The organism is Halomonas sp. AOP43-A1-21 (assembly GCF_052376775.1).
Lineage (GTDB): Bacteria > Pseudomonadota > Gammaproteobacteria > Pseudomonadales > Halomonadaceae > Vreelandella > Vreelandella colorata.
Window position 1 is genome coordinate 41,513 of sequence record NZ_JBQSWC010000001.1, and the last position, 21,590, is coordinate 63,102.

General features: G+C 54.2%; 17 protein-coding genes and 1 pseudogene. 7 read left to right on the forward strand and 11 right to left on the reverse strand.

What is annotated here, in order from left to right:
* Window positions 1-10 precede the first annotated feature (10 nt).
* The 3 genes and pseudogenes from ACT3R7_RS00195 (at window position 11) to ACT3R7_RS00205 (ending at window position 3,072) form a co-directional block, all read left to right on the forward strand.
* Window positions 11-1,582, forward strand: a pseudogene (locus ACT3R7_RS00195) (IS3 family transposase).
* Between the two features lie 63 nt (window positions 1,583-1,645).
* Window positions 1,646-2,494 carry an RHS repeat-associated core domain-containing protein gene (locus ACT3R7_RS00200; protein ID WP_496198693.1) on the forward strand — a complete coding sequence of 283 codons (849 nt, stop codon included), beginning with the start codon at window positions 1,646-1,648 and terminating at the stop codon, window positions 2,492-2,494.
* Window positions 2,495-2,511: 17 nt separating this feature from the next.
* A complete protein-coding gene (locus ACT3R7_RS00205; RefSeq protein ID WP_496198694.1) occupies window positions 2,512-3,072 on the forward strand; it encodes a hypothetical protein in 561 nt (186 codons plus the stop codon).
* Window positions 3,073-3,106: 34 nt separating this feature from the next.
* Here the strand turns inward: ACT3R7_RS00205 and ACT3R7_RS00210 are convergent, their stop codons facing one another.
* Both ACT3R7_RS00210 and ACT3R7_RS00215 read right to left on the reverse strand, forming a co-directional pair.
* A complete protein-coding gene (locus ACT3R7_RS00210) occupies window positions 3,107-3,280 on the reverse strand; it encodes a hypothetical protein (RefSeq protein ID WP_496198695.1) in 174 nt (57 codons plus the stop codon).
* Between the two features lie 161 nt (window positions 3,281-3,441).
* Window positions 3,442-5,331, reverse strand: a complete 1,890-nt coding sequence (locus tag ACT3R7_RS00215; RefSeq protein WP_441675991.1) for a monovalent cation:proton antiporter-2 (CPA2) family protein — start codon at window positions 5,329-5,331, stop codon at window positions 3,442-3,444.
* Between the two features lie 265 nt (window positions 5,332-5,596).
* On the opposite strand from ACT3R7_RS00215, the gene ACT3R7_RS00220 reads away from it, so the two are divergent.
* Genes ACT3R7_RS00220 through ACT3R7_RS00230 form a run of 3 tightly spaced genes read left to right on the forward strand, consistent with a single transcriptional unit; the run spans window position 5,597 to window position 7,947 of the window.
* A complete protein-coding gene (locus ACT3R7_RS00220; RefSeq protein ID WP_496198696.1) occupies window positions 5,597-5,872 on the forward strand; it encodes a Trp family transcriptional regulator in 276 nt (91 codons plus the stop codon).
* 3 nt (window positions 5,873-5,875) lie between these two features.
* Window positions 5,876-7,291, forward strand: a complete 1,416-nt coding sequence (locus tag ACT3R7_RS00225) for an anthranilate synthase component I family protein (protein WP_496198697.1) — start codon at window positions 5,876-5,878, stop codon at window positions 7,289-7,291.
* Window positions 7,288-7,947, forward strand: coding sequence for an anthranilate synthase component II (locus tag ACT3R7_RS00230; RefSeq protein WP_496198698.1), 660 nt, complete (start codon window positions 7,288-7,290; stop codon window positions 7,945-7,947). The genes ACT3R7_RS00225 and ACT3R7_RS00230 overlap by 4 nt, the downstream gene beginning before the upstream one ends.
* A 101-nt stretch (window positions 7,948-8,048) precedes the next feature.
* Here ACT3R7_RS00230 and ACT3R7_RS00235 read toward each other — a convergent pair whose 3' ends face one another.
* From ACT3R7_RS00235 to cysM, 8 genes are all read right to left on the reverse strand, one after another.
* Window positions 8,049-8,360, reverse strand: coding sequence for a hypothetical protein (locus tag ACT3R7_RS00235; protein WP_441675988.1), 312 nt, complete (start codon window positions 8,358-8,360; stop codon window positions 8,049-8,051).
* Between the two features lie 166 nt (window positions 8,361-8,526).
* On the reverse strand, window positions 8,527-9,603 hold the full coding sequence (gene rluF, locus ACT3R7_RS00240) for a 23S rRNA pseudouridine(2604) synthase RluF (RefSeq protein ID WP_496198699.1): 1,077 nt from the start codon (window positions 9,601-9,603) through the stop codon (window positions 8,527-8,529).
* 36 nt (window positions 9,604-9,639) lie between these two features.
* Window positions 9,640-10,185, reverse strand: a complete 546-nt coding sequence (locus tag ACT3R7_RS00245) for a DUF924 family protein (RefSeq protein ID WP_496198700.1) — start codon at window positions 10,183-10,185, stop codon at window positions 9,640-9,642.
* A gap of 76 nt (window positions 10,186-10,261) precedes the next feature.
* The gene (ppc, locus tag ACT3R7_RS00250; RefSeq protein ID WP_417422248.1) at window positions 10,262-12,910 is read right to left on the reverse strand and encodes a phosphoenolpyruvate carboxylase; all 2,649 of its coding nucleotides are present in this window, start codon (window positions 12,908-12,910) and stop codon (window positions 10,262-10,264) included.
* Between the two features lie 51 nt (window positions 12,911-12,961).
* Window positions 12,962-13,786: a nucleoside triphosphate pyrophosphohydrolase gene (gene mazG / locus ACT3R7_RS00255; protein WP_417422249.1), complete on the reverse strand. Its 825-nt coding sequence runs from the start codon at window positions 13,784-13,786 to the stop codon at window positions 12,962-12,964.
* Window positions 13,786-16,062, reverse strand: coding sequence for a GTP diphosphokinase (relA, locus tag ACT3R7_RS00260; RefSeq protein ID WP_192538888.1), 2,277 nt, complete (start codon window positions 16,060-16,062; stop codon window positions 13,786-13,788). The genes mazG and relA overlap by 1 nt, the downstream gene beginning before the upstream one ends.
* Before the next feature lie 69 nt (window positions 16,063-16,131).
* Entirely contained in the window at window positions 16,132-17,523 is a 1,392-nt protein-coding gene (rlmD, locus tag ACT3R7_RS00265) for a 23S rRNA (uracil(1939)-C(5))-methyltransferase RlmD (RefSeq protein WP_496198701.1), read from the reverse strand.
* Window positions 17,524-18,420 carry a cysteine synthase CysM gene (cysM, locus tag ACT3R7_RS00270; RefSeq protein ID WP_192538886.1) on the reverse strand — a complete coding sequence of 299 codons (897 nt, stop codon included), beginning with the start codon at window positions 18,418-18,420 and terminating at the stop codon, window positions 17,524-17,526.
* Between the two features lie 90 nt (window positions 18,421-18,510).
* On the opposite strand from cysM, the gene ACT3R7_RS00275 reads away from it, so the two are divergent.
* Window positions 18,511-21,228, forward strand: a complete 2,718-nt coding sequence (locus ACT3R7_RS00275; RefSeq protein ID WP_441675977.1) for an ATP-binding protein — start codon at window positions 18,511-18,513, stop codon at window positions 21,226-21,228.
* Here ACT3R7_RS00275 and acpS read toward each other — a convergent pair.
* The gene (gene acpS / locus ACT3R7_RS00280; protein WP_441675976.1) at window positions 21,212-21,589 is read right to left on the reverse strand and encodes a holo-ACP synthase; all 378 of its coding nucleotides are present in this window, start codon (window positions 21,587-21,589) and stop codon (window positions 21,212-21,214) included. The two genes, ACT3R7_RS00275 and acpS, sit on opposite strands and share 17 nt — an antisense overlap.
* Window position 21,590: the final 1 nt, after the last annotated feature.

Consider the following 21,590-nt stretch of genomic DNA (forward strand, 5'->3'; position numbering starts at 1 on the left):
TGGAGTCCTTGTGCCACGTTATTCTGCAGAGCGTAAAGCAGCCGTTCTGAAAAAGTTATTGCCACCCCACAATCGCAGCGTGGTATCCGTTGCCACTGAAGAAGGCATCTCTGACGCGACGCTGTATAGTTGGTTAAAAAAGTGTCGAGAAAAAGGAGTGCCTGTGCCGGGTTACACACCAAGCGACAACGAATGGTCACCAGATGCCAAGCTCGCCGTGGTCATTGAAACCGCCACCCTGTCAGAAACCGAGCTGGGTGCTTACTGCCGCGAAAAAGGCCTTTATCCCGAGCAAATCCAGCAGTGGAAAGCCGCTTGTCTAGAGGGCGCTGGCCAACAAGAAGGCCAGCAAAGAACGGCACAGAAACAGCGGAAAGAAGACCGTAAGACGATCAAGCAGCTCAAAGCGGAAGTCCGCCGCAAAGACAGAGCCTTAGCGGAAACAACGTCGCTGCTGGTGCTCTCAAAAAAGCTAGACGCCTTGTACGGCGAAGACCTGAACAGCGGCGAGGACGACTGACGCCTCTTGAGGAACGTGCAAGGCTCATTACGTTGTTTGACAAGGCGGTAACGGGAGGCGCTTCCCGTTACAAAGCCGCGGCGATGATAGACGTGAGCGAGCGCACGTTGAAACGCTGGCGTTCTGGGTGTGGCGCTGTGGTTGAGGATCGGCGTCCACGCGCGGTACAAGGCAGTCAGCCGCATCAGCTGACTCACGAGGAGGAACAGGCCATTTTAAACGCCTGCCATCGCCCCGAGTATCAGAGCCTGCCGCCGTCTCAAATCGTGCCCTCATTGGCAGATCAAGGGATCTACTTGGCCTCCGAGTCGTCGTTCTATCGAGTACTGAAAAAGCACCAACAGCAGCAGCACCGAGGGCGAATGAAGCCACGCCGCCAAGTACCTGAGCCGACAAGCTTTACTGCAACCGGGCCAAACCAGGTCTGGTGCTGGGACATCAGCTACTGTTCTTCCGTTGTGCGTGGCCAGCACTGGTATCTCTATCTGATCATGGATATCTACAGTCGTAAAATCATCGCCTGGGAAGTCCATGATGCGGAATCAGGCGAGTTAGCGAAACACTTGTTGGAACGCGCCTTATTGCGAGAAGGATGCTGGCATCAGCCCCCGGTGTTGCACTCGGATAATGGCGCGCCGATGACGTCTTATACGCTTAAAGCAAGGCTAACAGAGCTGGGAATGCTGATGTCTTACAGCCGGCCGAGAGTGAGCAATGACAACCCTTACTCGGAAGCGTTGTTCCGCACGGTCAAATACTGCCCAGCGTGGCCTACAAAGGGCTTTGCATCGCTCAACGCGGTACGTTGACTGGATGCTGGCGTTTGAACAGGCTTACAACGAACAGCACCTGCACAGTGGCATTCGGTATGTGACGCCCGCTGATCGGCACCAAGGCGTTGACCGTGAACGTCTTGAGCACCGCAAAGCGGTGTATGAAAGCGCTAAGCGCCGACATCCACAGCGCTGGTCAGGCAACACCCGAAACTGGGAGATACCTGGCTCGGTATCGCTCAACCCTGGCAAGCTGCACGAAATCGAGCGTAATAAACAGGCTGCCTAGAGGCAGCCATTTGGACAACTGGGTTGAAAATCACCGCACTACGGCTGGGACGGCGACCGCATCGTGCGGGAAGAAAGCGATAGTCAGCGCTCGACCATTGTCTACGAGCCGGGTAGTTTTGTGCCCATGCTGCGCATTGATGATACGCAGCAAGGTCAAGCGCTCAGTGCTTTTGTGACCGATGCGCTAGGTACGCCCATGCAACTGGTGGCGCCCAATGGCGAAACGAAATGGCAGGCGCAGCCTGATGATTGGGCCACAGTGAAACATCAGCGCGGTAACACAGTGCAGCCGATTCGCTTCCAAGGGCAGTGGCAAGATGAGAAAAGTGGACTCTATTACAACCGTCACCGGTACTATGATCCGCAGCAGGGGCGATATGTGAGTCAGGATCCAATTGGGTTGCGGGGTGGCACCAACTTATATGGGTATGTAGCGAATCCGTTGGGGATGGTGGATCCGCTGGGTCTGGATGGAGCGCATCCTTGGAATCATGCTGCCAATCGTGACTATAGTGTCTTAAAGAATTCCAGCGATGCGGTAGCACATTATTACCACGGTAACGGCAGTCCCGCAGAACTTTGTCAGTCAGTTAAGGATAAAATAATTAACCATCCCAGCGTTCAAGCTCAAATCGATAGAAATATGCGTGGAGAAGGTAGAGAACCACACAGAATTGATATGGATCTCATATGGGAGGGATGGGATACCTTTCATATAGGTAGAGTGAAGGCTGAATATACTGAGGTTTGCACTGAAGACAGCTGTACAACAACCATTACAGCTCCGATTATGAATCGGGAGGGAGACCCTGAAGGTTTTGAAGGTCCTATAGATATGGGTGTTGAACTAGGAGGTACACCATATCAATATAAAACCTTCGACTGGTCAGTCATCTATCCAAAACCATAATAGATGGTGCTAAAAATATGCGTTCTTCATATGTTTTTTTTATTTGTAGTTTCTTTGTTGTAGCCTTGGTTGTTCTGTACATGAATTCTTCAACTGCCTTTTACTGTGGTATAAGAGAAAAAAAACCCGAGCTAGCGCTCGGACTTTCACCATCTTGGTTTGATGATCGATTTCAGTTAATGGTAGATTACACAGAAATTATATCTAGTACGAATAAAGAAAAACCAGCATTTGATAAGTGGGTTAAAGGAGCAAGCAAATTTAAAACTATTGTTGGGTATAATGCAGTGTCGACAGGATCTAAGATTTATTTTAAGGCAATTGACTGGGAGGGTAATGAAAAGCTTTTTTCACTTCAAAGGTATTCTTCGATAAGTAGTGAAGAGTATGTTTATAAAGTTTTATATGAAGAAGACTTTGAACAAGAAGAAAGATGGGTCAGTGTAAATCATTGGCAGTGTGTTCGAGGAAAATATTTAGGGTATAGCCTTCTTTTTTTATTTTTATTATCATTAATAAATATTTACTTAATAGTAAAAATAATTTTTAGGGCATTAAAAAGTATTTTTAAAGGATAATTGAATAGATGCTCCGTAAGATCTGAATTACTTGTTAAATTAGAGTGAGTTCAAAGAGCCAGACACCTAATTCAAAGGCTGAGCTAGCCTCTACGGCGGCCGAGGCTAGCAGCGGCACCACCGCACCCTCACCGCCAACGGTGCCCCTCAAGCGAGCCAGTTCGGCGAGCTGCCCGCGCTCAACTGGCACACCTACGGCAGCGGTCATCTGCACGGCCTGAGCGCCCCAGGGCTGAACCTGGAGATCGACCTGGAGCCGGATGGGTAATCCCCCCGGAAAATAATCGCGCAGTTAGAAACGCCAAGCCAGCTCAATCAACTCAGCGCATTAGTGAATTTTTAGGCTCAATTAAAATCTCTTTACCTACCCTACTGCTCACTTTTCTCGGGCGGCGTCCAGATAGGTACATCAGCGCGCTCGGGTTCTTGCCAGTCTTGCTGCATCGCGCTGTTGAGTGATTCCTCCAGTTTCATAAACAGCTCACCGTAACGTGGGCTAAAGCTGATGCCGCCTTCAATCTCTTGCCAGGCGTTAAACAGCTCGTCCTCGTGAGCCTGCTCATTTTGCACAAACGACCAGGTCATTTGTTTCGCCCGCATGGGATGCACGCCCATGGCCGTCAACGCGTGGCCACCCAGTTCCAGCGCGGAGTGGTAGGTTTCACTGACCACATCATCGGCGCCAGCTTTACGCAGCTGATACCCGTGCCCGCGGTCAAAGGCCCGCGCCAGCACCCACACGTTAGGGTAATAGTGCTTAACATGCTGGATCATGTGCACCGCGCGATCACGGTCGTCAATGGCCACCACCAACATTCGGGCGCTTTCGATGCCCGCTCGTTCCAGAAGGTCCGAGCGGCTGGCATCACCAAAGTAGCTTTTGATATTGATCCGCCGTGAGTTTTCAATCTGCTCAAGCTCAAGATCCAGCACGACCATGGGAATATTATTAGCTCGCAGCAAACGGCAGATGATCTGCCCAAAACGCCCTACCCCAGCAACGATTACCGGCGCCTGTTCTTCGATATCATCAGCGTCGCGCGCCTCCCCTTTCGCACTCAGGTAACGGGGTAGAACAAGTCGGTCATAAGCGATAAAGAGAAGCGGTGTTAAAAACATTGAAAGCGCCACCACCAGCGACAGAATCTGCGCGGTATCCGGCGCAATAACACTGTTCTGTACGCTGTAGGTCAGCAACACAAACCCAAATTCACCGGCCTGGGCAAGGCTGAGCGCAAACAGCCAGAAGTTACTTCCACGGATCTTGAACAGCCAGGCTAGCGCCAGCAAAACGATGGCTTTAACCGCGATGACCGCCAACCCCAATGCAACGACGGTGGCCCACTCGGCCGCCAATACTTCAAAATTGATCCCGGCGCCCACCGTGATAAAGAAAAGCCCTAACAAAAGCCCTTTAAATGGCTCTATATTAGCCTCGAGTTCGTGCTTGAATTCACTGTTGGCAAGCACCACGCCCGCTAAAAATGCGCCTAACGCGGGTGATAAATTAACCAGGCTCATCAGTGCGGCAATACCAATTACCACCATCAGCGCGGTGGCGGTGAATACTTCGCGAAGCCCTGCCCCTACCACGTAGCGAAACAGCGGCGGGCCCAGGTAATAACCGCCCGCGATAACCGCGACAATGGCCCCGATGACGACCAGGGCATGGGCCCATCCAGGAAGATGCGTTACCAGATTAAAACTGCCGTGGTCATCTCCACCGCCACCGGTTCCCATCAACTCCGGCAGCGCCAGTAGCGGAATCAACGCGAGCATAGGGATTACGGCAATATCCTGAAATAGCAGCACCGAAAAAGCGCTACGCCCGCCCTCGGTTTTAGCCAGGCCTTTTTCATTTAACGATTGCAGTACGATAGCGGTGGAGGAAAGCGCAAAAATTAACCCAACCGTTAAGGCGGTTTGCCATACCAGGCCCAGCCACCAGGCAGTGGCCGTACCCGCAATGGCGGTTATCACGACTTGCAACCCGCCAAGCCCCACCAAACGGACCCGCATTGCCCAGAGGCTTTTGGGGTCTAGCTCCATACCGACCAGAAAAAGCATCATCACCACGCCAAATTCGGCAAAGTGCTGAATAGTGGTGGTCTCTTGCCCTACCAGTCCAAAGACCGGCCCAATGGCAACCCCGGCCACGAGATATCCCAGCACCGACCCCAAGCCAAACCGTTTGGCAAGCGGCACTGCGATTACTGCCGCCAGAAGGTAGATAAATGCCTGGATAAAATAAGCCGTCATGCCGTACCCCTTAATCAAGATGACGGTATAGTAATCTATTACCGTCTGCGAACAAGCACCTTCCTCAAGACCCATTAGCGCTGAGCATTTAACGCCTATCCGTCTGCTTTCTCATCAATCCTATCGCTAACCTCAATGCCAGCCCTATTTCTTCCAGGCCTATTTCTTCCAGGCCTATTTCCAAGTCTGGGAATTACTTGACTTCTTCGCCAATCAATATATGGTACTAGTACGCTAGTACAGCCTTTCTATTATCGGTGCGCTCATGTCTTCAAAGAATTCGTCTTCATATGATTCCTACCACACCGAATTGATTACCTATCTATTGGCGATTGATAGCCCTGACGCCATGCATGAAGCGCTAAGCAATCTGCTAACGCCAGCGGAATATCTGGAAATCAGCAAACGGCTGCAAATTTTCAATCTGCTTCGAGAGGGAGTTCCCCACCGCAAGATTGCGGAAATGTTAGGGGTTGGCATTGCGACCGTTTCGCGTGGTTCACGCGCGCTAGGCACTTCTCACTCATTAATGGACCGCTGAACCATGACCATCCAAGCTACGCCTCAACAACACAGCCCACGTCCGTTTACGCTGCCGCGTAAACCTCACTACGTCACGCTCGCGGCAGACTGTGATTTTTTTGCCTTATTCAAAAAAATAGAGAAGCAGTTTGCCACCTGCTACATGCTGGAATCACTGGGCGAAGATAGCCATATGGCGCGCCATTCGATTATTGGCTTTGACCCTGAGTACACTATTTACGCGAATGGCCAGACGCTGAGTATTGAAGACCGCGACGGCCATACCGAGCACTATTCAAGCGACAACCCTTATGCCCTGCTGCGTAGCCTGATACCGCAAAATATTATTTCGCGAAAATATGCCGGCGGACTAAGCGGCTATTTAGGCTACGATGCGATGCAGTACTTCGAGCCTACGCTTTCATTAAAAGCCAATGATGACTTCGATACGTTTCGGTTTGGGCTCTATAAAGACGGGCTTATTCTCGACAAGATGACCGGCGAGGTAACCTACTTCTATTACGACCATAGCCGCTTTGATTTTCTGCAAACACTTATCGACGCCGAGGATATCGAAAGCGACGATCTGAAAATTACCGCGCTGGGCGACACCATGAGCCAGGCAGAACACGCCGCGGCGGTCGCCAAGGTCAAGCAGGATATTATCGACGGCAAGGTGTTTCAGTGTGAAGTCGGCTTTAAAAAGCGCTTCCGGTTAGAGGGCGATACGGTCGCCCTTTACGATCAGCTGCGAACAATCAACCCTTCGCCCCAGATGTACTATATGAAGTTTGGTGAACAGAAGCTGATTGGGGCAAGCCCTGAGCTGCTGTTTCGTCTACGCCAGGGTGAAATGGAAACTTTTCCCTTGGCAGGTACGACGACGCGGGGACAAACGGCACAGGAAGATACCCAACTGGCGCGGGCGCTGCTTAACGATCCCAAGGAGATTGCCGAGCACAATATGATCGTTGATCTGCACCGTAATGATATTGGCCGGGTTGCCCAGTTTGGTACCGTTAAAGTGCGCAGCCTGATGGATATCAAGCGCTTTAGCCACGTTCAGCATATTTCCAGCGAAATTGTCGGCATTATTGCAGAGGGCGAAGACATGTTTAGCGCCCTGGCCAGCAACTTCCCGGCCGGCACGTTGACCGGCGCGCCCAAGATTGAAGCCATGAAAATCATCGATGACCTGGAAACCGATGGCCGCGGACCGTATGGCGGCGCGGTGGGCCAGTTTTCGTTTAACGGCGACTGCACTTTTGCCATTCCTATTCGTACCGTGTTTGTAAATGGCGAAAACGCTTATGTGCAGACCTGTGGTGGCAACGTGTTTGATAGTAACGCAGACGACGAGTATGAAGAGATTCGACGTAAATTCGCGGGTACACGTAAAGCCCTAGCGCCCTTTATGGATTCGGAGAGCCCGGCATGAAAGTGTTGATCATCGATAACTACGATTCGTTTACCTACAACCTTTATCAGTTCATTGGTGAGATTCTCACTACGGAAAAAAACCGCGGCTCGCTTGACGATTTTGACATTATCGTTGAGCGCAATGACCAGATTGAGTTTGCCGATATTGTCGCGATGGCGCCTGACCGTATTATTATTTCACCCGGGCCCGGCTCGCCCGATGACCCGCGCTACTTTGGCGTATGTGCCGATGTAATCAAGGAGTTGGGTATAACCACGCCCCTGCTGGGGGTTTGTTTAGGCATGCAAGGCATCGTGCATGTGTTTGGCGGCAAGGTGGTAAAAGCGCCATTACCCATGCATGGCAAGATCAGCCCGGTCACCCATGATCAGCAGTCGGTATTTAAAGGCGTACCCGACCAGCTAGAGGTAATGCGCTACCACTCGCTGATTGCCGATGCAGACTCGCTACCTGAATGTCTGGAAGTGACCGCTACGGTGGGTAGCTTGCAGGCTGCTGACTTTGAACAGCGCAGTCGCTGGAACACTGTCGGCGAGTTCGAGCTAATGGGGGTCAAGCACCGCGATTATCCGATTCACGGCATTCAGTTTCATCCAGAATCGTTTGCGACTGAAGGTGGCAAAGAGCTGATTGCCAATTTTTTGCTGGCATAGCCGATTGATTGACGCTGCCAAAGCATAAAAAAGCTGGGGTTGCGATCTGCAACGCCCAGCTTTTAGTGTTGAAGGATGAAGACTTAAGCGTAACGCCTTCGTTAACGTCCTTTGCCCTCATCACCTAAGGTAAATGAGGGCGGGTCACTGGCGGGGAACGTATCGTCGACCGTATCGTCCACGTCGCCTTCGGTCCAATCGCCCTTGACGCTATCAGCCGAGTAAACCGTATAATCTTCGGCAAGCGTCAATTGACCATAATTTTCGCTCAGGTCATTTCGTTCTACCCAGATCCGATTACCGTCTGATTTGAGTACCTCAAGTTTTGTCTCAGCACTGGCATCCGACACGGTGCCTAGTACGCTCCCATCCTGGGTATATATTATGGCATCTTGCAGCTCAGGCTTTGCCATCACAAGGTCCTCCATTGATATCCGAGTATCAATACCTTAGTTGGCCTTTTCATACTTGGGCAAGGTACGGGCGTCAACTTTGCTTTATAGCAATATTGAGATTTCTAAGCCTCATTTGCTTATTGAGGATAACTGTAACCAAAGCCCGTGCAAGCGCCTAAAAAGCCTAACGTTTTGTTTTGGGACGCGGTGCTTTTCCACGTGCAGCGGGTTTTCCAGCACTGGGGCGAGCTTTACTCGTGGGCTTGGCACTGCGCTTGCCGGCCGCTGCCGGTTTCCCCCCCGAGGCGGCTTTTGCCTTGGGATGTGTCTTGCCAGCCGCACCGGGCTTACCCTTAACGCTTGAGCGCGTTTTACCCGAAGCTGATTTTCCAGAGGCAGCTTTACCATTAGCCGGTTTACCAGAGGCCGCTTTACCAGCGCTGTGGGATTTTACCCCCGGCTTGCCCTGACGCGCATTTTGGCCATTTTGCGTTCGGGGCTTGGCTTTCGGCTTAGCCTGTTTGGGCGCTGCCGGGGTAGCTTCAGAGCCTTCGGTAAGCGTGATAATCGTATCGATCTCTTTGGGCGTTAAATCGCGCCAGTCCCCTAGTGCTAACCCTTTAAGCGATACGTTCATGATCCGAGTGCGAATTAGCTGAGTAACCTCGTAGCCAAAATATTCACACATACGGCGAATCTGGCGGTTCAGTCCTTGCACCAGCGTAATCGTAAATGCAAACGTGGAAACTTTCTCTACGCTGCACCTTTTGGTCACCTGCCCCAGAATCGGCACGCCTTTTTGCATGCCTTCAACAAATTCATCCGTGATCGGCTTATTAACCGTCACTTGATACTCTTTTTCGTGATTGTTGTTGGCGCGCAGGATCTTGTTAACCAGATCACCGTTATTGGTCAGAAAAATCAGACCCTGGGAGTCTTTATCCAGCCGACCGATGGGAAAAATACGCGCGCCATGCTTTACAAACTCAACAATATTGTCTTTTTCACTCGACTCCGTGGTGCTCACAATGCCCACGGGCTTATTGAGCGCAATCAGAATCAGATCTTCCTCTTCCTGAGGCTCGATCTCCTGACCATTCACTTTTACCCGGTCGCCCGCCACCACCTGATCACCCGTGGTGGCCCGTCGGCCGTTAATCCAGACGTTACCCTGCTCCACAAACCGGTCCGCCTCTCGGCGCGAGCAAAGGCCGCTTTCACTGATGTACTTATTGATTCGGGTCGATTTTCGTAATGACATAACACGCCGTAAGGCTAAAAGGAGTTAAAAGCACCGCTAAAAAGAGGAGCCTGGCTGTTTTAAAAAGGCGATCTCTTCATCGGTTGATGCCCTTCCCAAAACCGCATTGCGGTGTGGGTAGCGGCCAAAGCGATCAATAATCGCCTTATGGCGAATTTCAAAATCCAGGTTGTTTTCAAGCCCTGGCTGGTCAAACAGGCTAAGCGCCAGCGCGTGAATTGCCTTGGACTCGCTGTGCATATACGGCATATATAAAAAGCTGCGCTCTGCGGGGCTTAGCTCATCATCCGCACCTGCCGCCACGGCTTCCTGTGCCAGGGCTAAGGCCAACGCATCATACCCAAAGGCGCGGGCGTTATCGCGGTACATATTGCGAGAAAATTGGTCAAGCACAATAATTTCGGCCAAACGGCCGTGGGGGGTCTCGCGCCATGAGTAGCATTCACACTTGGCAACTCGGGCGTGCAGCTCTGCAAACCGGGTAACAATTACCCTATCCATCTCGAGATCTTTTTTAAACCATTGCGCTGGCGTTAGTTCGTTAAACCAGAACTGTAGCACCGCTTGGGCATCTGGATTCATGGACGACTCCTGAAGTGTTAATTTATGCCGCCAGCGCCAGCGGCGCTGGCGGCATAAGCACAACTAGCCTGGGCACCTAACCGGTATTGCGTAAGCCCGCGGCAATACCCGCCATCGTTACCATTAGCGCGCGCGAAAGATCCGCGCTAATGGCGCCATCGGCATCGCGGTTACGCTGTAAAAGCTCGGCCTGTAATCCGTGCAGCGGGTCAATATAGGGGTTACGCACATCAATCGCCTGGCGAATCAGCGGCGTATTCTCAAGCAGCTTTTCCTGCTGGAGAATATTCAACAGCACTTCTTCCAGGCGGGCAAAACGTTCGCGCAATTCCTTACCCAGTAATTTAAGCGACGGCTCATCAACCAGGCGGTGTTCATAGTACGCGGCAATAGCAGTGTCGGCCTTGGCGAGCAGCATCTCCAGCATGTCCAGGTAGGTGCCAAAAAACGGCCAGTTCGTACGCATCTCCTGAAGAACTTCCAGCCCGCCCGGCTCCTCCAGGCGGCGGGCGAAGGCCTCGCCACTTCCCAACCACGCGGGCAGCATCAAGCGGATCTGTGTCCAGGCAAATATCCAGGGAATCGCGCGTAGCGTTTCAACACCGCCATCCTGGCGTCGCTTGGCGGGACGCGAGCCGAGCGGCAAACGCCCCAGCGCGCCTTCCGGCGTCACCGCGCGGAAATACGGCACAAAATCCGGGTTTTCACGCACGACACCCACGTACCCTGCATGCGCGATGTGGGCGAGTTTGTCCATCTCTTCGCGCCAATGGGGCTCTGGCGCGGGAGGCGGCAGCAAGGTGGCCTCAAGCACAGCACAGGCATAAATTTCCATTGAGCGAAGGGCAATGTCCGGCTGGCCGAACTTGAAACGAATCATCTCGCCCTGCTCAGTGACCCGCAGGCTGCCATTTACCGAACCCGGGGGTTGCGACAAGATAGCGGCGTGTGCCGGACCGCCCCCACGGCCCACGGTACCACCACGCCCGTGGAACAGGGTCAAATCAACGCCATGCCGCTCACAAACATTCACCAGCGCTTCCTGGGCGCGGTACTGAGCCCAGGCAGCGGCTAACTGCCCGGCATCTTTGGCGGAGTCGGAGTAGCCAATCATGACTTCCTGACGATCCCCGATCAGTGCCCGATAACCGGGTAGCGTCAGTAGCTGCTCAATCACATCGCCCGCATGGTCCAGATCGTTGAGCGTCTCAAATAGCGGTGCAATGGGCAGCGTGACCTCACCACCAGCTTCTTTCATTAACAGTGCCACGGTGAGTACGTCCGACGGCTCGGCGGCCATGGAGATAATGTAAGTGCCGAGCGCTTCAGTATGTTCCTGAGCGATCACCTTAAAGGTATCCAGCACCTCACGGGACTCAGCGGAGCACTCCCAGCGGCGCGGAATAAGCGGGCGCCGCGAGGCAAGCTCTTCGAGCAGAAAGGCCTGGCGCTGGGCTTCGTCCCACTCTTCATAGTGGCCCAGCCCCAAGGTGCTGGTGAGCTCTTCAATGACCTGAGCGTGGCGGCTGGCTTCCTGACGCAGGTCCAGCTTGGTAAGCGTAACGCCAAACACGGCGACACGGCGCAGAGTATCCAGCAGTGAACCGTTGGCGACGGTATCCAGCCCCACATCGCAAAGCGAGCGATAGCAGGCAAGCAATGGCGCGTATATCTGATCGCGGGTTTCAACAATCGGACCGCCATCATAATTACGACCATCCAGCTTCGCCTTGGCCCAGTCTCGGGTGGCTTCCATTTTAAGCAGCAGGCGTTTAAGCAGTTCGCGATACGGCTCGGCCACATCGCCAACTTCGGCTTTCAAAGCGCTGTTGGCCTTCCACATGGAGAGCTCGGTTTTTAGCTGCTCTAAATCGCGCAGGTAAAGGTCTGCGGCCATCCAGCGCCCTAACAGAAGGACCTCGCGAGTAACGCGCGCGGTCACATTGGGGTTACCGTCACGGTCCCCACCCATCCACGATGCATAGCGAATAGGCGCGGCATCCAGAGGCAGGCGCTCGCCAGCATTCTCCAGAAGCAGGTTATCCAAGTCGCGATGAAAATCCGGTACGGCCTGCCACAGCGAATTCTCGATGACTGCAAAACCCCATTTGGCCTCATCAACCGGGGTCGGTCGTTCATGACGAATTTCATCGGTATGCCATGCCTGACTAATAAGCTCTTCAAGCCGCCCCTGGGCGCGAGCACCGCGCTCGGGGTAGTCTTCAGAGCCTTCAATCGCGGTCAGACACTCATCGATAGCATCGTATTTTTGAATCAGCGTGCGGCGGATAACCTCGGTGGGATGCGCGGTAAGCACCAGCTCGACCCGCATGTTGGCGAGAGTTTCCACCAGCTTGCGCGGTGAGTTACCTGCCTGTTGGGCACGCGCCAGCAACTCGTCCAACGCTGGCTGTGAGCCAGGTTTGTAATCCTCTACGCGCCGAAAACGCGCCCGATAGTGCTGCTCGGCAATGTTGGCAAAGTTTAAAAACTGGTTAAAAGCGCGCGTTACCGGCAGCAGGTCACGCTCGGGTAATTTGCGTAAATATTCGATAAGTTCGCGCTGCTGAAGGGAGTCCCCTTGGCGGCCACGCTTGGCATGTGCCCGGATTGTTTCTATTTTATCGACAAAAGCTTGGCCCAGATCATCGGCGATTGTACGCCCCAGGCTATCGCCCAGAATACGGACGTTATCGCGCAGCGATTCGTGTAGGTCATGACTCATTGGCAAGGCCTCCTAGCGGGGTCGCGTCGTTATCAGGTTAACGTTAAAAATTTATTCTTGATCTTTAGCCGCCTGCCAGTGGGCTTCCATCTCATCTAGAGAAGCCTCGGTTAGCGGACGTTGGCTCGCATGTAACGTGCGCTCCACATAGCGAAAACGGCGCTCGAACTTGGCATTGGTACCACGTAAACACTGCTCAGGGTCAGCGCCGAGCGTTCGGGCTAAATTTGTCACCGCAAACAGCAGATCCCCCACTTCCGTTTGGGCGTGGCGGGTATCACCTTCCGCCAGGGCTTGTTCCACTTCCTCAAGCTCCTCACGGATTTTATCGATAACGCCGCGCGCATCGGGCCAGTCAAACCCCACCCGCGCCGCACGTTTGGAGAGCTTGGCGGCGCGGCTTAATGCAGGCAGCGTATGGGGCACATCATCCAATACAGAAGGCGCATCAGCGGCGGTGCGCTCGGCGCGCTCTTCTGCCTTAAGCGATTCCCAGCGGCGGTTAACCTGTTGGGTTTGTAGTTCTTCAGCGCTCACACCCGGTGGGCGTCGCGAGGCAAGCGTGCCCTCAGGAAACACGTGCGGATGACGGCGCAGCATTTTAGCCGTCAGCGTATGCACGATATCGTGAAAATCAAACCGCTGCTCTTCCGCGCCAAACTGGGCGTAATACACCACTTGAAAGAGTAGATCGCCAAGCTCGCCCGGCAGCTCATCGAACGCGCGCCGCTCAATGGCATCGGCAACCTCGTAGGTCTCTTCCAGGGTATGCGGCACAATACTGTCCCAGCCCTGCTGAATATCCCACGGGCAGCCCTGTTCAGGGTCACGCAGCACCTGCATCAACGTCAGCAGGTCATCCAGGTTATAGCGCATCAGCGCCCTCCATGCTGATCGTCTTTATTAGGGTCTGCGTTTCGAAGACGACGTACTTCGGTCACATTGGGCAGCTGCTGGATACGCGAAAAGAGTCGACCCAGTGACTCAAGACCATCTACCTCTAGTGTAATCCGCAGGCGCGCGATGCCTTCGTTGGTGTCGGTCAGTGTATTGACCGCCAGCACATTGACCTTCTCATTGCCCAGCAGACCCGTTACATCCCGCAGTAGACCGGAGCGGTCCCAGGCCTGAATTTCGATGGTGACCGGGTAGCGGGTATGCGCGCGTTCGCCCCACTCCACTTCTATAATCCGCTGCGGTTCTTCCATGCGGAGCTGCAAAATATTGCTGCAATCCTGGCGGTGAACCGTCACTCCCCGCCCCTGGGTAATAAAGCCGACAATCGACTCGCCCGGAACCGGTCGGCAGCAGTTGGCCATGCTGGTTTTTAAATTGCCTACGCCGAGTACCGTGATGTCGCTTTTGGGCGTTTTACTGGGTAGCCGACGGGGCTTGGCAAGCAGGCGCTCCAGCTGTTCCTGATCGTCGGTTTCGCCAAACAGCTGCTGCGCTTGATGCAGCACTTGTCCGATCCGTAAATCTCCCGCACCAATCGCTGCGTACATATCATCAGCGTTTTGATAATTGACCGCATCAGCAAGCTTGGGTAGATCCAGCCCATCGACGTCCAGACGGCGCATTTCTCGCTCAAAGATTGCGCGGCCCTCGTCCAGGTTTTGATCGCGCGCCTGATGCTTGAACCATGCCTGAATTTTGGCGCGCGCCCGGGAAGTGCGCACATAGCCCAGACTGGGGTTTAACCAGTCCCGGCTCGGACCGCCTTTGGTGGCGGTAAGAATTTCCACCTGCTGGCCCGACTTGAGCTTGTAAGTCAGCGGTACAATGCGGCCATTGACCTTGGCGCCCCGGCAGCGGTGGCCGATTTCGGTATGAACGCGGTAGGCAAAATCGATAGGCGTGGCAATCCGCGGCAAGTCGATAACGTGCCCGTCGGGGGTAAATACGTAGTTGCGATCCGGCGCGACATCGCTTGAAAGCCCTTCGCGTAGATCACCAAAGCCGCCCACTTCATCCTGCCATTCCAGAACCTGACGCAGCCAGGCGATTTTTTCTTCATAGCTGCGACTTTTGGCGTTGGTATCGTGGCCCTTGTAACGCCAGTGGGCACATACCCCAAGCTCGGCGTCATCGTGCATGGCAAAGGTGCGGATCTGGATTTCGAGCACTTTGTTTTCAGGCCCGACCACCGCGGTGTGCAGCGACTGATAGCCATTTTTCTTGGGGTTGGCAATGTAGTCGTCAAACTCGTCGGGTACGTGGTGCCAGCGCGAGTGGACAATGCCCAACACGGTGTAGCAGTCGGTCACTTCGGGAACCAGGATACGCACTGCACGGACGTCGTGAACTTCAGAGAAGTCGATCCCCTTGCGCTTCATTTTGCGCCAGATCGAATAGATATGCTTGGCCCGGCCGCTCACGTCATGATGGGTAATGTGCTGCGCTTCCATCAGACCTTTGAGGGTTTCCACCACGTCATGTATGTAGCGCTCGCGATCAAGACGCTTCTCGGCGAGCAGCTTGGCGATTGCTTTATACTCATCTTCATGCAGATAGCGAAACGAAAGGTCTTCAAGCTCCCACTTGATCTGTCCGATGCCCAATCGGTGAGCGAGCGGCGCGTAAATATCAGCCACTTCCCGCGCCACCTGCAGGCATTTTTCAAGCGGGGCGTCCTTGACCTGACGTAGCGCACAGGTGCGCTCGGCAATCTTGATCAGCGCAACGCGAACGTCCCCCACCATGTTGACCAGCATTTTGCGCAGATTTTCCTGCTGATTATGCTGGCTCATACCGTGATTGGGGGCGAGCGGATAGCTGATGGCCGCCATTTGCAGCACACCATCGATCAAGGTGGCGACTTCACTGCCAAACCGCTTGGTAACGGCGTCCAGGCTGAGCAGTTCTTCGCGCACGGCGCGATAGAGTACGGCGGCTTCCAAGGTTGCCTGGTCGAGTTTCAGGTCGGCCAGGATATCGGCCATTTCAAGCCCCATACGGAAGCTTGAACCGGGAGATAGCCATACGCGATGGTTATTAGGCGCCTCACGATCCAGCTTTTCAGCCAGCTCACTGGCCTCTATAAGGCGTTCGGGTTCACGTAAGCGCACATCTTCTTGTAGGCGCGTTAACCATTGTTGTATGTCCACCTTGCCGCTAGCCATCAGCGGTTGGTCTTCACGCACTTTCACCATGACTATGATTCATCCCTTCAGGGTGTTAGCCAACACTGGCCAACACCGTGGCTTGATGCGATGGGCAGGCTAGCCCTCGTACTCGAACAGCATCAGCGTTTCCATATGCGCAGTGTGCAGGAACATATCCGCCACTGCCACTTGCTTGATTCGGTATCCTGCATGCAACAGATGCGCCGCATCACGGGCAAGCGTTGCCGGGTCGCAAGAAACATAGGCCACACGGGAGACCGGGTAACGGCCAAGCGCCTGACAAATACTTTCGGCACCGTTACGGGGCGGGTCCAGCACCAGTGCATCAAGGTTGCCCTGGGCCTTTAATAGCCCATTAATCGCCGCGTCATCGCTTAGATCAGCCTGTTGGGCACTAACGTCTAGCTGATTACGAGCTGCGTTCGTCTTGATCCGTGCCACCATGCTGGGGCTACCCTCGACCGCATGAACCTGGGCGCCGCCCATTGCCAGCGGCAGGCTGAAATTGCCCATTCCGGCAAATAGATCCACGATGCGCTGGTCGGGCGAAGGCGCTAACCACGCTACCACTTCAGCTACCATCAATTGGTTGACTTCAGCGTTTACCTGCAAAAAATCGCCGGGTAAAAATGTCAGCGGTAGCGGCGGCTGGCCCTGTATACGCAAGGTTTCTTCAAGCACGGGTTCTGCGCTGTACCAATGCAGTTCAGCTGACTCGCGCCCCACCCAGGCGCCAAGCGCGATGCCCTGCTGCTCGGCAAACTGCTGCCAACGCTCGGTATCACCCGCATGCTGTTTAAGCTGACGCACCAACAGTACGCATTCAGAGGCGGTTGCCAATAGCTCAATATGACCTACCTGACGGGGTGCCTCAAGCGTGGTCAAGAACGTCCGTAAAGGAGGCAATAGCGCTTGTAGCGGTTCGACCAGCACGTAACACTGGTTGATATCGATAAGCCGGTGGCTATGGGCAGCCCGAAAGCCAAGCAGTACGTTATTTTGCCCATCGACCTTAACGCCCAGCCGTGCCCGGCGCCGATAGTGTTCCGTGCTGCCGTGTAGTAAACGGGGAGTATCTAATGTAATCCCTTGGCGGGCAAAGAGCTCACGCAACACGTCCTGCTTATGTACGCGCTGAGTCTCGATATCCATATGCTGCAGCTGACAGCCGCCGCACTGGCCAAAATAGCCACACGGCGGTTCAACACGCTGCGCTGAACGGCTCAGCAATGCTTTTACATGCGCTTCATCAAAGCGCTTACGGTTAACGTGCACGGCCACTTCGACCCGCTCGCCAGGCAGCGTGCGGTCAACAAACACCGCCTTGCCGGCGGCGTTGTGGGCAACGCCCCGGCCATCATGGGCCAAGCGTTCAATGACTAATGAGTCGCTCTCAGAAGAGACCGGCGTTTTTGGCGCGGACGTTCGCGTAAGCCCTGATTTTCCTGACGCAGCACGCGATGGACGCCGCTTACCCAGCATGGCCATTTATAACTCCGGGGCGTACAAGCCCGTTGAGAGGTAGCGGTCACCCCGATCACAGACAATAAAGACAATGACCGCATTTTCGGTTTGCTCGGCAATTCGCAAAGCCCCTGCCAGGCTGCCGCCGGAGGATACCCCAGCAAAAATACCCTCTTCACGCGCTAGGCGCCGCATATGTTCTTCGGCCTCTTGCTGGCCAATATCCAGAGTGGTATCCACCCGTGGCGCTTCAAAGATGCTCGGAAGATAGGCTTCGGGCCAGCGACGAATACCCGGGATGCTCGCGCCATCGGCAGGCTGCAGGCCGACAATCTGAATAGCTGAATTTTGCTCTTTCAGATACCGCGAGACGCCCATAATGGTGCCTGTAGTGCCCATGGAGCTGACGAAATGGGTGATCTCACCCTGGGTCTGCTGCCATAATTCCGGCCCCGTGGTACGGTAGTGCGCCAGCGGGTTATCCGGGTTGGCAAACTGATTCAGCGGCTTGCCCTCGCCTTTGGCAATCATGCTGTCAGCAATATCCCTAGCTTCTTCCATGCCGCCGGCTTTGCTGGCAGAAATTAGCGTGGCGCCATAGGCGGCCATCGCCTGTTTGCGCTCTTCCGAAGAGTTTTCAGGCATGATCAGGACCATTTTGTAGCCCTTGATGGCCGCCGCCATGGCAAGCGCAATGCCCGTATTGCCCGAAGTAGCCTCGATGAGCGTGTCGCCGGGAGTGATATCACCCCGCGCTTCTGCTTCATTGAGCATGGATAACGCGGGCCGGTCTTTAACAGAACCAGCTGGATTATGGCCTTCAAGCTTGGCGAGCAGCGTATTGTTGCGTCCTGCGGTAATTCTTTTTAGGCGCACCAGCGGCGTATTGCCTACTACATCCTCTAGCGTGGGATAATTCATCTTACGTTCCTTATCATAACCGTTATGCTGCATTATATCGGTGCTGCCTTACGCTTGACAGGCAACCTTATTGAATTGCGGGCTTCTTTCATGTCATTGAACACGCGTTTGTTATTTGCACTACTCGGTTTTCCGCTATTGGTGTATGCCATGATGTCTGTTTTGTTGATGGTACAAAGCGAGACAGCACAGCGCGATGCTTTTAAAGAACGCCTTCAAGATGTTGGCGAGTTACTAGCCCCCAGCCTTCAAACTGCGATGTCAGAGGCTGATTCTGAGCGTCTGGAAAGACTGGCTCGCCAATTATTGGATCATCACGGGCTCAGCGCGGTGAGCCTTTTTGATGAGCAGGGCAACCGTTTGTTGGCACTTGGGCGCTCAACCAAGCTCTCCCCACGCTTAATGCCCCCCCTCTCAACCCAGGTGGAAGAGGAAGATACTATCTGGCGACTGCTGGTGCCCCTGGGTAATGCTCAGTTCGACATACGCCGCACCGGAACAGGCTGGCTTGAAGCAGAAGTGAATACCCATCCACTGACACTTGAACGCTATAAGCTTCTAGCCAGTTTAAGCCTGGGGGGTATGCTGCTGGGATTGCTGCTGTTTCTCGGCGCCTTCGCCCTCAGTCGGTATATTTCCCGCCCTATCGAAGAAGCCAACCAAGCGCTCTATCGCTTGTCGCGGGGTGACTACCGGCAGTATTTAACCCCCGTCCGGCCTATTGAGCTTAACCAGTTAGCGGTTCATGTAAATAGCCTGACAGAGCACTTTCAGCAGTCGCAACGTGACATGCAAACGCAAATCGAGCAAGCCACCAGCGAACTGCAAGAATCAATGGAAACCATTGAAGAGCAAAATATCAAGCTCGACTTGGCGCACCGCAGCGCGTTGCGGGCCAATGCGGTTAAATCAGAATTCTTAGCCAACATGAGCCATGAAATACGCACACCGCTCAATGGTATTATTGGCTTTTGTCGTTTACTGGGCCGCTCAACGCTGGATCATCGCCAGCAAGAGTGGCTTGAACACGTTCATCGCGCCTGCAATAACCTGCTAATGCTGGTCAATGACGTACTCGATTTCTCCAAGCTTGAGGCCAATCGCCTAACGCTTGAAGAAGTCGATATCGATATCGTGCCCCTGCTGGATGAAGTGATTGGCCTGCATGCACCAGAGGCCCAGCGTAAACGTCTACATCTGGTCACCATGGTTTATGATGATGTGCCCACGCCGCTGAGCGGCGACCCGCTGCGTATCCATCAGGTACTTAGCAATCTAATTGGCAATGCCCTTAAGTTCACGCATCAGGGTGAAGTGATTGTGCGTGTGATGCTCGACAACCAGGAAGGGCAGCACGTGGTGCTGCGTATCAGTATCAGCGATACCGGCATTGGCCTGAGTGAGGAGCACCAACAGCAGCTATTTAGCGCGTTTTCTCAAGCGGAACCCAGCCATTCACGCCAGTTCGGCGGAAGTGGCCTGGGGCTTACCATCTGCCGCCAACTGATTGAACGCATGGGGGGCGAGATCAGCGTGGAAAGCGAGCTTGGCCAAGGAACGACGTTCTCCTTTACCCTGCCCCTACTGGCCAACCAAAGCGGTGAACGGCTGCCCGAGCTAAATCTGGAAAGCCCTCTGATACGCCTTTATGAGCCGCATATTCCTACCCGTCATGCATTGGAATATTTACTGGAGCGCTGGGGTGCAATCCCCATGGCGTTTAGCGCCAAGGGCGAAGAAGACCTGCTGATTTTGGGCCTTGAACAAGAAGAGTTTGAAGCTGCGAAAAGACATGAATGGCAACAATTAATTGAACAGGCCGGCTGCCCAGTGCTGATTCTGGCCAACACCACTAGCTTTGATTTACCCCCCTGGGAGCTTCCCCATGGCGGCGAAATGCTGTGTAAGCCGTTTACCCGCGTACAGCTAGCTACCACGTTGCGCCACTTACTTCAGCCAGTGCAAAAAAAGCTCGCGCCCCCCATATCCCGCTCACTTAAACCGCCTGTCGCCTCGGCTATCCATATTTTGATCGTTGACGATAATGCATCCAACCGAGAACTACTTAAGGCTATGCTCGAAACTGAGCAAATACGCATTACGCTGGCATCCAGCGGTCAGGAGGCGCTGGCCTTTGCGCTTAATCACACGGCGGATATCGTGCTTATGGATATCCGCATGCCCGGCATGGACGGTGTTCAAACAAGTCAGGCACTACGCCGCATCAGCAATCGCTGGTCGCGCTGCCCGATTGTCGCGGTCACCGCGCATGCCTTAAGTAACGAGCGCCAGCAGTGGCTGGCGGCGGGTCTGGATGATGTGCTGATCAAGCCTATTGATGAAACGCAGCTTCAGCAGCTATTGCAGCGTTTTTTGGACATTACAGCTTATCTGCCCGCCAGCACGCAGGCCACTTCCCAGGAGAGCTCGCTGAGCTCCCCGACGAGCGAAGCACTGCCTGCCGTCGATCTGGCGCTGGGCACACGGCTTGCCGGAGGTAAGAAGCACCTTGCCTACGAGCAGCTAATTCGCTTGATCGATAATCTGGATGAAACCGAAAAAGAAATACACACAGCTTATGCGCGCAAGGATGTAGAAGCCCTCATTGACTGGGTGCATGGTCTCAACGGCGCTAGCCGCTACTGTGGTGCGCCTGAGCTTGCATTGCTGGTTGAAACGCTGGAAACACGGCTGCGCACCAGTGGGCTAAGCCACGTTGAAAGCCTGCTGGAAGCGCTTTATAGCGCCATGGCCCGCCTGCGCACGCAGCGTAGTATGCTGGCCCGTGGGGCTAACGCTCAAGAATGACAAAGGCGACGGCATACTCGGCTTCATCACTTAACGTGATGTGGCTGGTGGTGGCACCCGATGCCTGCATTAGCCGCTTGGCTTCATGACTTAACTGCAGATGGGGCTTACCCAGGGCGTCATTGACGACCTGAATATCGCCCCACTGCATACCGCCGCGAAGACCCAGCCCTAGCGCTTTTACAAAGGCTTCTTTAGCGGCGAACCGTTTGGCCAGATAGGCCGTTGGTTTGCCCTTTTGCTGCCAGGTGGCGTACTCATCAACCCCCAGAATCCGCCTGGCAAAGCGTGGCCCATGACGCTCCATCGCCTGCGCAAAGCGCGCAACCCGGGCAATATCGGAGCCGATACCCACGATCATG

What these genes read in the sequence shown, in the direction of transcription:
- ACT3R7_RS00205 (WP_496198694.1), top strand. Translation starts at nt 2,512, where the DNA reads ATGCGTTCTTCATATGTTTTTTTTATTTGTAGTTTCTTTGTTGTAGCC.
- ACT3R7_RS00210 (WP_496198695.1), bottom strand. Translation starts at nt 3,280, where the DNA reads ATGACCGCTGCCGTAGGTGTGCCAGTTGAGCGCGGGCAGCTCGCCGAA.
- ACT3R7_RS00215 (WP_441675991.1), bottom strand. Translation starts at nt 5,331, where the DNA reads ATGACGGCTTATTTTATCCAGGCATTTATCTACCTTCTGGCGGCAGTA.
- ACT3R7_RS00220 (WP_496198696.1), top strand. Translation starts at nt 5,597, where the DNA reads ATGTCTTCAAAGAATTCGTCTTCATATGATTCCTACCACACCGAATTG.
- ACT3R7_RS00225 (WP_496198697.1), top strand. Translation starts at nt 5,876, where the DNA reads ATGACCATCCAAGCTACGCCTCAACAACACAGCCCACGTCCGTTTACG.
- ACT3R7_RS00230 (WP_496198698.1), top strand. Translation starts at nt 7,288, where the DNA reads ATGAAAGTGTTGATCATCGATAACTACGATTCGTTTACCTACAACCTT.
- ACT3R7_RS00235 (WP_441675988.1), bottom strand. Translation starts at nt 8,360, where the DNA reads ATGGCAAAGCCTGAGCTGCAAGATGCCATAATATATACCCAGGATGGG.
- rluF (WP_496198699.1), bottom strand. Translation starts at nt 9,603, where the DNA reads ATGTCATTACGAAAATCGACCCGAATCAATAAGTACATCAGTGAAAGC.
- ACT3R7_RS00245 (WP_496198700.1), bottom strand. Translation starts at nt 10,185, where the DNA reads ATGAATCCAGATGCCCAAGCGGTGCTACAGTTCTGGTTTAACGAACTA.
- ppc (WP_417422248.1), bottom strand. Translation starts at nt 12,910, where the DNA reads ATGAGTCATGACCTACACGAATCGCTGCGCGATAACGTCCGTATTCTG.
- mazG (WP_417422249.1), bottom strand. Translation starts at nt 13,786, where the DNA reads ATGCGCTATAACCTGGATGACCTGCTGACGTTGATGCAGGTGCTGCGT.
- relA (WP_192538888.1), bottom strand. Translation starts at nt 16,062, where the DNA reads ATGGTGAAAGTGCGTGAAGACCAACCGCTGATGGCTAGCGGCAAGGTG.
- rlmD (WP_496198701.1), bottom strand. Translation starts at nt 17,523, where the DNA reads ATGGCCATGCTGGGTAAGCGGCGTCCATCGCGTGCTGCGTCAGGAAAA.
- cysM (WP_192538886.1), bottom strand. Translation starts at nt 18,420, where the DNA reads ATGAATTATCCCACGCTAGAGGATGTAGTAGGCAATACGCCGCTGGTG.
- ACT3R7_RS00275 (WP_441675977.1), top strand. Translation starts at nt 18,511, where the DNA reads ATGTCATTGAACACGCGTTTGTTATTTGCACTACTCGGTTTTCCGCTA.
- acpS (WP_441675976.1), bottom strand. Translation starts at nt 21,589, where the DNA reads ATGATCGTGGGTATCGGCTCCGATATTGCCCGGGTTGCGCGCTTTGCG.